Raw genomic sequence first — 13,751 nt, forward strand, 5'->3', positions numbered from 1 at the left:
GGGGGTCCGGTCACCGCGTCCGTCAGGGCGGTCCGTCGGCGGTGACCTCAGTGGTTGGCGGGGAAGCCCAGGTTGATGCCGCCGTCGGACGGGTCGGGCCAGCGGGTGGTGACGACCTTGCCGCGGGTGTAGAAGTGCACGCCGTCGTTGCCGTAGATGTGGTGGTCGCCGAAGAGCGAGTCCTTCCAGCCGCCGAAGGAGTGGTAGCCCACCGGCACCGGGATCGGCACGTTCACCCCGACCATGCCGGCCTCCACCTCCATCTGGAAGCGGCGGGCGGCGCCGCCGTCGCGGGTGAAGATCGCGGTGCCGTTGCCCCACGGCGAGTTGTTCATCAGGGCGATGGCCTCGTCGTAGGTCTCGACGCGGACCACCGACAGCACCGGGCCGAAGATCTCGTCCCGGTAGGCGTCCATCTCGGGCGTGACGTTGTCCAGGAGGGAGACACCGATCCAGTGGCCGTCCTCGTAGCCCTCGACGGTGTAGCCGGTGCCGTCGATGACGACATCGGCGCCCTGGGCCGCGGCACCGGTGACGTACGAGGCGACCTTGTCGCGGTGGACCTTGGTGATCAGCGGGCCCATCTCGGAGGCCGGGTCGTCGCCGGGACCGATCCGCAGCCTGTCGGCCCGCTCCTTGATCTTGCCGATCAGCGGGTCGGCGGTCCCGCCGACCGCGACGACCACCGAGATCGCCATGCAGCGCTCGCCGGCCGAGCCGTACGCGGCGTTGATCGCGGAGTCCGCCGCCAGGTCGAGGTCCGCGTCCGGCAGCACCAGCATGTGGTTCTTGGCGCCGCCCAGCGCCTGTACGCGCTTTCCGTTGGCGGTACCGGTGGTGTGGATGTAGCGGGCGATGGGGGTGGAGCCGACGAAGGAGACCGCGGCGATGTCGGGGTGCTCCAGGATGGCGTCGACGGCCACCTTGTCACCGTTGACGATGTTCAGCACACCGTCGGGCAGCCCCGCCTCCGCGGCCAGCTCGGCGAGCTTGAACGCGGCGCTGGGGACCTTCTCGCTCGGCTTGAGCACGAAGGTGTTGCCGCACGCGATGGCGAGCGGGAACATCCACATCGGCACCATCGCCGGGAAGTTGAACGGCGTGATGCCGGCCACCACACCCAGCGACTGGCGGATCGCCGCCACATCGACCCGGGTGGAGACCTGGGTGGACAGCTCGCCCTTGAGCTTCTCGGGGATACCGCAGGCCAGCTCGACGATCTCCAGACCGCGGGCGACCTCGCCCAGCGCGTCGGAGTGCACCTTGCCGTGCTCGGCGGTGATCAGCCGGGCCAGCTCCTCGCGGTGCGCGTCGATCAGCTCGCGGTACTTGAACAGCACCGACGTGCGCTTGGCCAGCGAGCTGGTGCCCCACGTCCGGAACGCTTCCTTGGCGGCGCGGACCGCCGCGTCGACCTCGTCGACCGACGCGAAGGCGACCTGCTTCTCCTGGGCACCGGTGGCCGGGTTGTAGACCGGGCCGAAGTTGCCGGAGACACCCTCGACGGGCTTGCCGCCGATCCAGTGGCTGATGGTCTTCATGCGAGGGCCTTTCTGGGGTGACGACTTCGAACGGGGTCAGGGTCAGAGGTGGCGGCGGCGCCCGGCGGCGTACCGGTCGTACGCCTCGCGGGCGGCGACCGCCGCCGGTCGTGTCGCGGTCTCGGCAACAGGAACATCCCACCAGGCCTGCGCCTCCGGCGCGCCCGGCACAGTGTCGGCCGTTTCGGTCTCGACATAGACACATGTGGGCTGGTTCGAGCCACGCGCCTCGGCGAGCGCGGTGCGCAGCTCGGCGACGGTGGCGGCACGCAGCACCCGCATACCGAGGGAGGCGGCGTTGGCGGCCAGATCGACGGGCAGCGGCGCACCCGTGTACGTACCGTCCTTGTCACGGAAACGGTACGCCGTTCCGAAGCGCTCGCCGCCGGTCTGCTCGGACAGACCGCCGATGGACGCATAGCCGTGGTTCTGGATGAGGACGATGTTGATGTTGATGCCCTCCTGGACCGCGGTGACGATCTCCGTGGGGTTCATCAGATACGTACCGTCGCCGACCAGCGCCCACACCGGCCGGTCGGGCGCGGCGAGCCCGACCCCGATCGCGCCGGGGATCTCATAGCCCATGCAGGAGTAGCCGTACTCCAGGTGGTACTGCCGCCGGGACCGGGCGCGCCAGAGCTTGTGCAGGTCACCGGGGAGGGATCCGGCCGCGTTGATGATCACGTCGGTGTCGTCGACGAGGGCGTCCAGCGCGCCGAGGACCTGCGTCTGGGAGGGGCGCACGGAGGCGTCCGGGGCGCCGTACGCCGCGTCCACCCGCCGCTCCCAGTCCGCCTTCGCCACCCCGTAGGCCGCCTCGTACGCCTCCTCGACGCGGTGCCCGGCCAGCGCCAGGGTGAGCGCTTCGAGCCCGGCGCGGGCATCGGCCACCAAGGACAGGGCGCCGAGCTTGTGGGAGTCGAAGGGGGCGATGTTGAGGTTGAGGAAGCGGACGTCCGGCGCGGCGAAGAGCGTCGCGGAGGCGGTGGTGAAGTCGGTGTAGCGGGTCCCGACACCGATGACCAGATCCGCCTCGCGGGCCAGCGCGTCGGCGGTGGCGGTACCGGTGTGACCGATGCCGCCGACGTCCGCCGGATGGTCGTGGCGCAGCGAGCCCTTGCCCGCCTGGGTGGAGGCCACGGGGATGCCGGTGGTGTCGACGAAGGCCCGCAGCGCCTCCTCCGCCTCGGAGTGGTGGACCCCGCCGCCCGCGATCAGCAGGGGCCGCCGGGCCGCGCGGACGGCCTGGACCGCCTCGGCCAGGGCACCGACGTCCGGGGCGGGCCGGGTGACCCGCCAGACCCGGTCGGCGAAGAACTCCTCGGGCCAGTCGTACGCCTCGGCCTGCACGTCCTGCGGCAGCGCCAGGGTGACCGCCCCGGTGTCGACGGGATCGGCGAGCACCCGCATCGCCTGCAGCGCGGCCGGGATCAGCGCCTCGGGACGGGTGACCCGGTCGAAGTAGCGGGACACCGGGCGCAGCGCGTCGTTGACCGACAAGTCCCCCGCGTACGGCACCTCCAGCTGCTGCAGGACCGGGTCCGCGCTCCGGGTCGCGAAGACGTCGCCCGGCAGCAGCAGCACCGGCAGGCGGTTGACGGTGGCCAGCGCCGCGCCGGTGACGAGGTTGGTGGCGCCGGGGCCGATGGAGGTGGTGACGGCTTGCGCGCCGAGCCGGTCACACTGCCGGGCGTAGCCGACCGCGGCATGCACCATGGCCTGCTCGTTGCGGCCCTGGAGGTACGGCAGCGCCTCGCCGGACTCCAGCAGCGCCTGGCCGATCCCGGCGACGTTGCCGTGGCCGAAGATGCCCCAGCAGGCGTTGATCAGGCGGTGCCGGCGGCCGTCCCGCTCGGTGTACTGGTGGGCGAGGAACTCGACCAGGGCCTGCGCGACCGTGAGGCGGCGCGTGGTGGGAGCGTTCATCGGGCGTCTCCTGCGGGCGCTTGGTAGAGGGGGAGGCGGGCGTCGACGGGCTGGTCGGGCCAGGTGCCGCGGATCCAGCCGTGGTCGGGGTGGTCGCAGATCAGCCACTCGCGGGTCTCGCCGGGCCCGGCCATGACGTTGAGGTAGTACATGGTGTGTCCGGGGGCGGCGATGGACGGGCCGTGCCAGCCGTCGGGGATCAGCACCGCGTCACCGCCGCGGACCTCGGCGAGCACGTCCGTACCGCGCCCGTGCCCCGAGGGGCTGACGCGCTGGTACCCGACGCCGTCCGTGCCGTGCGCCGGCGCGATCTCGAAGTAGTAGATCTCCTCCAGCTCGCTCTCCTCCCCCGGGCGGCACTCGTCGTGCTTGTGCGGCGGATAGGACGACCAGTTGCCGCCCGGGGTGAGCACCTCCACCGCGATCAGCCGGTCGCACTCGAAGGTGCCGGCAGCCCCGAAGTTGTTGACCTGGCGGGAGCAGTTGCCGGTGCCGCGCAGCTCGACGGGGACATCACGGGCGGCGCCGTAGCGGGCGGGCAGGCGGCGTTCGCAGCGCGCCCCGGTGAGCGCGAAGCGCCCGCCCGCCCCACTGGCGATCCGCACCTGCGCGTCCCTGGGGACGTAGGCGAAGTCGGTGACGCCGCTGAACACGCTCTCCCGTCCGGTGAGTTCGAAGGCCCCGGCGTCGTCGGTCAGCACCGTGCAGCCGCCGGACAGCGGCAGCACGATCCATTCGCTGTCTCCGGTGGCGAAGGAGTGGTGGCCACCGGGCGGCAGCTCCAGCACGCGCAGCGAGGAGTAGCCCCAGCCGGCCCGTTCCGGGTCGATGTCCAGCGCGTAGGGTCCCGCGGCCGCCTCACCGGCCCTCAGGTGGAATTCCGTGCTCACCTTGCTCATGTATCGAGTCTCCTGCGGAAATCGCGGTGTGTGCAGTACCTCGTCGTTCTCCCCCGGACTCCGCCCGGGGGCACCGGCGGCGGGGAGGTCCCCCGGCTCACAGCAGGCCCACGGCGGTGTCCACGGCGGCCGCGACGTCCCCGTCGGCCGGGTAGAGCAGGGAGCGCCCGACGACCAGGCCCTGCACGGTCGGCAGCCGCAGCGCCTTGCGCCACTTCTCGTAGGCGGCCTCCTGGTCCTGGACGGTGCTGCCGATGTCGCCGCCGAGCAGCACCGTCGGCAGGGTGGTGGTCTCGCAGACCCGCGCCATCGCGTCGGCGTCGTCGGTGACCGGCAGCTTGAGCCAGGTGTAGGCGGAGGTGCCGCCGAGGCCGGAGGCGATGGCGACGGAGCGGGTCACCGCCTCGGGGCTGAGGTCGTTGCGGACCCTGCCGTCTATCCGGGAGGAGAGGAACGGCTCGACGAAGACGGGCAGTTGGCGCGCGGCCATCTCGTCGATGGCGCGGGCGGTGGCCTCCATCGTGGTCAGCGAGCCCGGGTCGTCGTAGTCGATCCGCAGTAGCAGCTTGCCCGCGTCGAAGCGGAGCCGGGCGAGGTCCTGCGGCCGATGGCCCGTAAACCGGTCGTCCATCTCGAACGAGGCGCCCGCGATGCCGCCCCGGTTCATCGAGCCCATCACCACCTTGCCCTCCAGGGCGCCGAGCAGCAGCAGGTCCTCCAGGATGTCCGCGGTGGCCAGCACCCCGTCCACACCGGGCCGCGACAGCGCCAGGACCAGGCGTTCGAGCAGGTCGAGACGGTTGGCCATGGCGAGCTGCCGGTCACCGACGGCGAGCGCGCCGCGGGCCGGATGATCGGCGGCGACGATCATCAGCCGGCCGCTGTCGCCGAGGAGCGGGCGACGGGCGCGGCGCGCGGCGGCCTCCGCGACGGCTTCGGGGTGCCGGGCCCGCAGCGTCGCGAGGTCACTGATCCGAGGGGTCAAGGCTCAACTCACCTTCTTGAGTGCACAGGTGGGGGGGTGGCGCGGGACCGCGCCGTCGCCGACCGGCCGGCGGGCCGCGGCCGTGGGCAACTACCGCCCCGCGAGGAACGCCTCGACCTCGTCGGCCGTGGGCATGGCGGAGGAGCAGGCCAGACGGGAGGCGACGATGGCGCCGGCGGCGTTGGCGTACCGCATCATCGGCTCCAACTCCCAGCCGGAGAGCAGCCCGTGGCACAGCGACCCGCCGAACGAGTCGCCGGCGCCGAGCCCGTTCACGACCTCGACGGGGGTGGGCGGGACCTCGGCGATGCGGCCGTCGCGGTGGACGGCGAGCACGCCCTTGGGGCCCTGCTTGATGACGGCGAGCTCCACGCCCATCTCCAGCAGCGCCCGGGCGGACTCCTTCGGCTCGCGCACTCCGGTGGCGACCTCGGCCTCGTCGACGTTGCCGACCGCCACGGTGGCGTGCCGCAGGGCCGCTTCGTAATACGGGCGGGCGGTGGCCATCGCCGCGGCGCCGCTCGCCCCGCCGTCCCCGGAGGCGCCGCCCTCGCCGCCCCAGAACATCGGCCGCCAGTCCAGGTCGAAGACGGTCGTACCGGCCTTGGCGCGGGCCTCCAGCGCGGCGAGGGTGGCGCCGCGGCTGGGCTCCTCGCACAGCCCCGTACCGGTGATCCAGAAGATCCGGGCCGCCTTGATGGCGTCGAGATCCAGTTCCTCGGGGTGGATGACCAGGTCGGGGGCCTTGGGCCGGCGGTAGAAGTAGAGCGGGAAGTCGTCCGGCGGGAAGATCTCGCAGAAGGTGACCGGCGTCGGATACTCGTCGACGCCGGTCACCCACCGGTCGTCCACCCCGAACTCGCGCAGCGCCTGATGGACGTAGTCCCCGAACGGATCGCACCCGGTGCGGCTGACGACCGCGCTGCGGCGCCCGAGCCGGGCGGCGGCCACCGCGACATTGGTGGCCGAACCGCCGAGGAACTTGCCGAACGTCTCCACCTGCGCCAGCGGCACACCGGTCTGCAGCGGATAGATGTCCACTCCGATGCGGCCCATGGTGATCAGGTCGTACGGCTCGGTCATATGCGCCCCTTCGGGTCGGCCGGCGCGGCGGGTACGGCGGGTCCGCCGAGCGGGTCGGCGGGTTCGACGGGTGGTTCGCCGGGTTCGACGAGTGGTTCGCCGGGTTCGGCGGGTTCGGCTCTGAGGAAAGGTCTAACGGTGCGCATCAGACCCTGTCAACAGTTTGTCCTTACATTCTGACGTTAAGAATTGAGAGAGCCACCTCCGGGGGCGGCGACGAGGCACCTCTGGGGGGCGGCGGCGAGGCACCCCTAGGGGTGGCGGCTAGGCGCCCCTCGGGGGCGCCCCCGGAATCGCCACCCGATGCACTCCCCCGCCACGCCCCACGCCCCCACCACACCCCCACGCCCCGCGCCGCAACAAAGTCCTTAAGTCCTTATGTCAGGACGAAGTCTTGACACTCTCCGGGGTGCCAGAGAGGCTGTGCCCCACAACCCGCCCAGCGCCTCCCGGTCACCGCCGACCGGCGAGAGGAGAGCCGCAGCATGACCGTTCCCCATGCCGCCCCCCGCGTTCTGGACCGCATCCGCGTCGGTTCCGCCCCCGACTCATGGGGGGTGTGGTTCCCCGACGACGACCAGCAGGTCCCCTGGCGGCGCTTCCTGGACGAGGTCGCCGAGGCCGGCTACGAGTGGATCGAGCTCGGCCCTTACGGCTACCTGCCCACCGACCCCGCCGTCCTGCACGAGGAGATCGCCCGCCGCAGCCTGAAGGTCTCGGCCGGCACGATCTTCACCTCGATGCACCACGGCCCGTCCGTCTGGGACAGGACCTGGGCGCACGTCTCCGAAGTCGCCACCCTCACCAAGGCCATGGGCGCCAAGCACCTGGTCGTCATCCCGTCCTTCTGGCGGGACGACAAGACCGCCGAGGAGCTCGAACCGCGCGAGCTGACCGTCGAGCAGTGGAAGCACCTGACGACCGGCATGGAGCGGCTGGGCAAGCGCGTGCAGGACGAGTTCGGGCTGGAGATCGTCGTGCACCCGCACGCCGACACCCACATCGACACCGAGGAGCACGTCGAGCGGTTCCTGCACGTGACCGACTCCGACCTGGTCAACCTCTGCCTGGACACCGGCCACTACGCCTACTGCGGCGGCGACAGCGTCAAGCTGATCCGCACCTACGGCGAGCGGATCGGCTACCTCCACCTCAAGCAGGTCGACCCGGACATCCTCAGCGACGTCGTGGCCAAGGGCACGCCGTTCGGCCCGGCCGTCCAGCAGGGCGTGATGTGCGAACCGCCGCTCGGCGTGCCCGCACTGCCACCCGTCCTGGAGGCCGCGCAGGAGCTGGACGTCGACCTCTTCGCCATCGTCGAGCAGGACATGTACCCCTGCCCGCCCGACCAGCCCTTCCCCATCGCCGAGCGCACGCGCCGCTTCCTGCGGTCCTGCGGCGCCTGAGGTGCCTGAGGCGCCCCTGCGTAGGCGTAGGTCCTCGCGTTCGGTGGGCCTGTTCGCGTTCGGTGGGCCTTCGTGGCGTCAGCTGCACTCGTCCGCACTCGCCTGTGTTCGCCTTGTGACGCCTCCTTATATCTCCGGCAACGATTACGGAGAGTAATCTGTTCCCAGAGTACATCACGCTCTGTAGCACTCTGAAGCACGTAAGGACTTGAGGACGACATGACTTCGTACGGAACGCTCGGCGTGGCGGTCATCGGCACGGGCCGGATGGGCGCCGATCACGTCCGCCGGATCAACGAGGTGATCAGTGGCGCCCGGGTGGCGGCGGTGGTCGATATCGACGCGGCACGGGTCAAGCATCTCGCCGACGGCATCGAGGGGTGCACCCCCTACACCGACCCCGCCGCCGCCATGGACGACCCCTCGGTGGACGCCGTGCTCATCGCCTCGCCGGGCCCCGCGCACGAGGCCGCGCTCCTGGAAGCCTTCGCGCGCGATCTGCCCGTACTGTGCGAGAAGCCGCTGACGCCGGACGCCGCCTCCGCGCTGCGCGTTCTGGAAGCCGAGCAGGCGCTGGGCCACCGCCGCGTGCAGGTGGGCTTCATGCGCCGCTACGACGCCGACTACCGCGCCCTCAAGTCCCTTCTGGACCAGGGAACTTACGGCCGCCCGCTGATGCTGCACAACAAGCACCGCAACGCCGACACCCCGCCCGGCTTCACCAACGCGATGATGATCAACGACTCGGTGGTGCACGAGATCGATGTGACCCGCTGGCTGCTGGAGGAGGAGATCACGGCGGTACGGGTGCTGCGTCCGGCGCCCACCGGGAACGCGCCCGAGGGCCTGAGCGACCCCCAGCTGGTGCTCTTCGAGACCGCGGGCGGCCAGGTCGTGGACACCGAGATCTTCGTCAACTGCGGCTTCGGCTACCAGGTCGGCTGCGAGGCGGTCTGCGAGAACGGCACCGCCAGGATCGGCGACGACCACGGGGTGTTCACCAACGCGGCCGGCCGCTGGGGCGGTGCCGTCCCCCCGGGGTTCGTGGAGCGCTTCGAGGAGGCGTACGACCGCCAGGTGCAGCGCTGGGTGAACGCCACCCGGCGCGGCGAGGTCGAGGGCCCCAGCTGCTGGGACGGCTATGCGGCGGCCGCGGTGTGCGAGGCGGGCGTGCTCGCCCAGGCCAGCGGCGAGCGGGTGGCGGTCGAGCTGATCGAGCGGCCGGCGCTGTACCGATAGGGGCGGCGGCGGCCCCCTCCCGGAGCCCGTGTGGCGGCTGGTGTCGCGCCGCGCCGCTGAGGTGCGGTGTCCGCGCTCCCGCGACGTGCCGTACCGCGCCGCTGGGGTGCTGTGTCGTGCCGCCCGTTCCTCGTCACGTATCCGCTCGCTTCTGATCCGTCGAAAGGCCCCGTACATGCATTCCGCGCCGGACGCCGTTCCGCTTCGCCGTACCGTGCACCTCGCCCGAGGCGCCGCCCCGCGACGCTCCCTACCGGTCCGCGGCGCTGTCCCGGCGCCCGAACCGTCCTCGCTGGGCGACGGGTTGACCACCCGTACGGGCCGGAGCTGACGATGGCCGCTCCGACCAGCCAGGCGGCGTCCGCCGACCCGCATGTCGGCCCGCGCTCCCGCCGCGCCACGCGCTTCATCGTCGCCATCGCCGCCATCGCCGCGCTCGGCGGCGCCCTCTTCGGCTACGACACCGGGGTGATCTCCGGCGCCCTCCCCTTCATGGAGGTCCACTTCGGCCTCACGTCCCTGGGCGAGGGCGTCATCACCAGCGCGCTGCTGATCGGGGCGGCCTTCGGCTCGCTGATCGGCGGCCGGATGTCCGACGCGCTGGGCCGGCGCGACTCCCTGCTGTGGGCGGGCGCCGTGTTCATCGGCGGCGCGCTGGCGGTGGCGCTCTCCCCCACGGTCGCCGTCATGACGGTGGCGCGTTTCGTCCTCGGCCTCGCCGTCGGCAGCGCCTCCGTCATCACCCCGCTCTACCTCTCCGAGATCGCGCCCCCGCACATTCGCGGCCGGCTGGTCTCCTTCAACTCGCTGATGATCGTCAGCGGTCAGCTGCTGGCCTACCTGATCAATGCCGTGCTGGCGCGGTGGGAGGCATGGCGCTGGATGCTGGGCCTTGCCGCGCTGCCCGCGGTGGCGCTGTTCGTCGGCCTGTTCTTCCTGCCCGACACCCCGCGCTGGTACATCGGCAAGGGGCGGCAGGACGACGCGGCCGAGGTGCTGCGCCGGACGCTGCCCGCCGAGGACGTCCCCGCCGAACTGGCCCGTATCGACCGGGCCCGCAGCCTGGAGGCGGGTGCGCAGCGCGGCGCCTGGCAGCAGCTGCGTACGCCCTGGGTGCGGCGCCTGCTGCTGGTGGGCATCGGGCTGGCCGCGGTCCAGCAGATCACCGGTGTCAACGCGGTGGTGTACTTCGCGCCGAAGATCCTGGCGTCGACGGGGCTGGGCACCGGCGCCGCGATCACCGCGACCATCGCCGTCGGGGCGATCTCCGTCCTGGCCACCGCGATCGGGATGTCCCTGATCGACCGGGTCGGGCGGCGGCCGATGCTGATCACGGGGCTGGCCGGGATGACGGTCTCGCTCGCCCTGCTCGGGGCGTCCTTCCACCTCCCGCACTCCACCGCCGTCAGCGTTCTCGTCCTGTGTCTGATGGTGCTCTACATGGCCTTCATGCAGGCCACGTTGAACACCGGGGTGTGGCTGCTGCTCGCCGAGATGTTCCCGCTCCGGGTCCGCGGACTGGCCATGGGCGCGGCGGTGTTCGTGATGTGGCTGGTCAACTTCGCGGTGGCGCTGGTCTTTCCGGTGCTGCTCGATCTGGCCGGAGCCAGTGTCACCTTCTGGTTCTTCGGCGTGATGTGCGTGGTGTCCCTGGCCTTCTGTAAGCGGTACGCGCCGGAGACGAAGGGGCTGGCGCTGGAGGATCTGGAGCATGAGCTGCGGCGGGCGGCCGGGGCCGGGGCTGGGGAGGCCGAGGAGGCCGAGGACACGGTCCAGGAGACCTCTGTCCGCTGACGGAGAGGTCCGTGCCGCCTCGTCGCCACCGTCCCCGCCGTCCCCGCCCCGTCACCGCCGTCTCCACCTCGTCGCCGCCGTCCCCGCCCCGTCACGGCTGTCACCGTTGCGCGGGCCTTCCGTCACAGTCGATCAACAGCCCCTCCCCGGCGGTCACTCGGTGTCGTTGTCCGGGCACAGGGTGAGTGATCACCAGGCCGTACGCGGCCCCCGACGGCTCCCCCGGGCCGCCCCTGCGTACGGCGCTCAGGAGGTGACGGAAATGACCGACCGCAGGCTCTGGTCGTACAAGGAGATCGCCGCGCACATCCAGGTGCAGCCGGACACCGTGCGCTCGTACCGCAAGCACGGGCTGCTGCCGGAACCGGATCTGGTCGAGGGCGGAAAACCGTACTGGTTCGCCGACACGGTCAGAGCGTGGGTGGCCCAGCGGCCCGGTCAGCGTGGCCGGCGCTGACGCCGCCTGAACAGGCCCCCGGGCCCCGGCGCCGCCGCCCGGCGCCGGGGCCCGGATCGCGCGTGTCCCGGCGCGCGCAGTGGTTCTACGATCGTGGTATGCCCCAGAATCCCCGGCCCGCGGCGCCCGCCCGGATCGCGGTGATCGGCGCCGGCGCGATCGGCGGCTATACCGCCGCCCTCGCCGGGTGGGCCGGCCTCGACGTGACCTTGTGCGTACGCAGCCCGCTGCGGAGCCTCACCGTCGAGAGCGGCGGCGAGGTCCGGTCCGCGCCGGTGCGGATCGCGACCGATCCGGCGCAGGTGGCGCCGGTCGACTGGGTGCTGCTGACCACCAAAGCACAGGACACCGCGGGCGCCGAGGGCTGGCTGCGGCGGTTGTGCGGTCCGGGAACCGCCGTCGCGGTGCTCCAGAACGGCATCGACCAGGAGGAACGCGTCGCTCCGCTCGTCCCCAGGGGCACCGGCGTCCTCCCCACCGTCGTCTACATCTCGGCGGAGCGCACCGCGCCCGGCCGGATCCTGCACCACGTCGCCAGCGAGCTGCACGTCCCCGAGGGCCCGTTGGGCGCACGGTTCGCCGCCGCGTTCGACGGCACCGGGCTGCGGGTGCACCCGGTGCGCGACTTCGCCACGGCCGCTTGGCGCAAGCTGTTCACCAACCTCGCGGCCAACCCGATCACCGCCCTGCTCCAGCAGCGGATCGGGGTCCTCGCCCACCCCGAGATGGTCGCGCTCACCCGTGACCTGCTGTCCGAGGCAGCCGCCGTGGCCCGGGCGGAGGGCACGGACATCGGTGACGAGGACATCACCAGGACCCTGGAGCTGTACGCCACGGCGCCTCCGGAGGGCGGCTCCTCGATGCTCTACGACCGGCTCGCGGGCCGCCCGATGGAGCAGGAGTTCATCACGGGCGCGGTGGTCCGGGCGGGCGAACGGCACGGTATCGCGACGCCGTTGAACGGCATGCTGCTGACGCTGCTGCGGGCGGTGGACCGCGAGCTGCGGGGCGAGCCGTCGGCCGGGGGCGCGCGGTCGGGCCGGGGCGGCGGCGCCCCGCGGTCCGCCGCGCCGGCTGCACCCGCTCCGCCGGACGGGGCCTAGGCCGGGGCGGCGCAGGGGCGCGCGGTCGGCCCGCAAGCGTCGGTCGGCCCGCAAGCCTCGGGCGGCCCGCAAGCGTCGGGCGGCTCGGCCCGTCAGGCGGCCCGCGGTGGTGCCGTGGAGCCTCTGGTCTCCAGTTCCGGTGCGACGAGTTGGTGGGCGGCCGGGGTGTCCGGGCGGTCCATCCGGTCCAGCAGGCAGCGGGCCGCCCGGCGGCCGACCTCGTGGCTGGCGTTGTTCACCGAGTTCAGCCAAAGGTGCCGGATGCGGGCGAGGTAGGTGTTGTCGTAGCCGACCAGGGAGAGGTCGGCGGGCACGGACAGCCCCAGTTCCTGGGCGGCGGAGAGCGCGCCGACGCCGGATATGTCGTTGAACGCGAAGACCGCGGTGGGGCGTTCGGCGCCGCGCGAGGGGTTGAGCAGCCGCACCGCGGCCCGGTAGCCGCCCTCCTCGGTCCCGTCGCCGGGCTCCACGACGGCGTCCGCCGCCGCCCGGCCGTGGGCGCGCAGGGCGGCCTCGAAGCCGCGCCGGCGCAGCTCGCCGACGAGTCCCTGGCCGGCGATGTGGGCGATCCGGCGGTGGCCGAGGGAGAGCAGGTGCTCGGTGGCGAGGCGGGCGCCGCGCTCGTCGTCGTTGGCGACGATGTCGACGCGCGGCAGCCGCGGTCCGTGGTTTCCCGCGATGACCGTGGGCAGTCGCTCGGCGACCTCGGCGAGCCCGTCGGTGTCCGGGAGCGTGCCGACGACGACGAGGCCGTCGACCCGCAGCTCCTGGAAGGTGCGGGCGAAGTCCTGTCCGGCCCGTCGGTCGAGCCGGCCGTCGGCCATCAGCATCCGCAGGCCGTGCGCCTGCAGCAGCGAGTCGAGGCCGTCGAGGACCTCGACGAACCAGGGGTTGCGCATGTCGTTCAGCAGCACGCCGACGGTGTGGGTACGGCGCGCGACGAGGCTGCGGGCGGCGGCGTTCGGCCGGTAGCCGAGCTCGTCGATGGCGTCCAGTACGGCCTGCCGCTTGGCGTCGCTGACCCGCGGGGAGCCCTGCAGCACCAGCGACACCAGCGACTTGGAGACGCCGGCCCGCTCGGCGACGCCGCGGATCGTCGGAGGGCGCCCGCCTCGGCCGCCGGCGGGGTCGTTGGACCGTTCCATGAAGGGGGATCCTTCCATCGGGGCGGGGAGGCGTCAACGCGCACAGCCCTGGACCTCCTTGCACCCCTGCGCAAGGGTTGACATGCGGACATCCGGACATGCAGGGTGCCCGGAACGGCGATGTTGGACCGTTCCAATCCCTCTCTCCCCCTTCTTGGTTCTCCCCCTCTCTG

The 13,751-nt window shown here is 72.3% G+C and carries 11 protein-coding genes; 5 read left to right on the forward strand and 6 right to left on the reverse strand.

Features of this window, described 5'->3' with window-relative positions:
- Positions 1 to 47: 47 nt before the first annotated feature.
- The 5 genes from ACZ4NB_RS30050 to iolC all read right to left on the reverse strand — a co-directional run bounded on the left by ACZ4NB_RS30050 (position 48) and on the right by iolC (position 6,434).
- Positions 48 to 1,541, reverse strand: a complete 1,494-nt coding sequence (locus ACZ4NB_RS30050) for a CoA-acylating methylmalonate-semialdehyde dehydrogenase (RefSeq protein WP_467666194.1) — start codon at positions 1,539 to 1,541, stop codon at positions 48 to 50.
- Between the two features lie 42 nt (positions 1,542 to 1,583).
- A complete protein-coding gene (gene iolD / locus ACZ4NB_RS30055) occupies positions 1,584 to 3,467 on the reverse strand; it encodes a 3D-(3,5/4)-trihydroxycyclohexane-1,2-dione acylhydrolase (decyclizing) (protein ID WP_467666195.1) in 1,884 nt (627 codons plus the stop codon).
- The gene (gene iolB / locus ACZ4NB_RS30060) at positions 3,464 to 4,366 is read right to left on the reverse strand and encodes a 5-deoxy-glucuronate isomerase (protein ID WP_467666196.1); all 903 of its coding nucleotides are present in this window, start codon (positions 4,364 to 4,366) and stop codon (positions 3,464 to 3,466) included. The genes iolD and iolB overlap by 4 nt, the downstream gene beginning before the upstream one ends.
- A 97-nt stretch (positions 4,367 to 4,463) precedes the next feature.
- The gene (locus ACZ4NB_RS30065) at positions 4,464 to 5,351 is read right to left on the reverse strand and encodes a Cgl0159 family (beta/alpha)8-fold protein (protein ID WP_467666197.1); all 888 of its coding nucleotides are present in this window, start codon (positions 5,349 to 5,351) and stop codon (positions 4,464 to 4,466) included.
- A gap of 90 nt (positions 5,352 to 5,441) precedes the next feature.
- A complete protein-coding gene (gene iolC, locus ACZ4NB_RS30070) occupies positions 5,442 to 6,434 on the reverse strand; it encodes a 5-dehydro-2-deoxygluconokinase (protein WP_467666198.1) in 993 nt (330 codons plus the stop codon).
- Between the two features lie 485 nt (positions 6,435 to 6,919).
- Between iolC and ACZ4NB_RS30075 the strand changes: the two genes are divergently transcribed.
- The 5 genes from ACZ4NB_RS30075 (at position 6,920) to ACZ4NB_RS30095 (ending at position 12,433) form a co-directional block, all read left to right on the forward strand.
- On the forward strand, positions 6,920 to 7,840 hold the full coding sequence (locus tag ACZ4NB_RS30075) for a sugar phosphate isomerase/epimerase family protein (protein ID WP_467666199.1): 921 nt from the start codon (positions 6,920 to 6,922) through the stop codon (positions 7,838 to 7,840).
- 219 nt (positions 7,841 to 8,059) lie between these two features.
- Positions 8,060 to 9,079, forward strand: coding sequence for a Gfo/Idh/MocA family protein (locus ACZ4NB_RS30080; RefSeq protein ID WP_467666200.1), 1,020 nt, complete (start codon positions 8,060 to 8,062; stop codon positions 9,077 to 9,079).
- Positions 9,080 to 9,412: 333 nt separating this feature from the next.
- Entirely contained in the window at positions 9,413 to 10,873 is a 1,461-nt protein-coding gene (locus ACZ4NB_RS30085) for a sugar porter family MFS transporter (protein ID WP_467666201.1), read from the forward strand.
- A 262-nt stretch (positions 10,874 to 11,135) separates the two neighbouring features.
- Complete coding sequence (locus tag ACZ4NB_RS30090; protein ID WP_033265761.1) at positions 11,136 to 11,330, forward strand: helix-turn-helix transcriptional regulator; 195 nt, start codon at positions 11,136 to 11,138, stop codon at positions 11,328 to 11,330.
- A 98-nt stretch (positions 11,331 to 11,428) separates the two neighbouring features.
- Positions 11,429 to 12,433 carry a 2-dehydropantoate 2-reductase gene (locus ACZ4NB_RS30095; protein WP_467666202.1) on the forward strand — a complete coding sequence of 335 codons (1,005 nt, stop codon included), beginning with the start codon at positions 11,429 to 11,431 and terminating at the stop codon, positions 12,431 to 12,433.
- 92 nt (positions 12,434 to 12,525) lie between these two features.
- On the opposite strand, the gene ACZ4NB_RS30100 is transcribed toward ACZ4NB_RS30095, so the two are convergent.
- The gene (locus ACZ4NB_RS30100; protein ID WP_467666203.1) at positions 12,526 to 13,578 is read right to left on the reverse strand and encodes a LacI family DNA-binding transcriptional regulator; all 1,053 of its coding nucleotides are present in this window, start codon (positions 13,576 to 13,578) and stop codon (positions 12,526 to 12,528) included.
- Positions 13,579 to 13,751 lie beyond the last annotated feature (173 nt).

This window comes from Streptomyces sp. NPDC026575 (genome assembly GCF_055567415.1).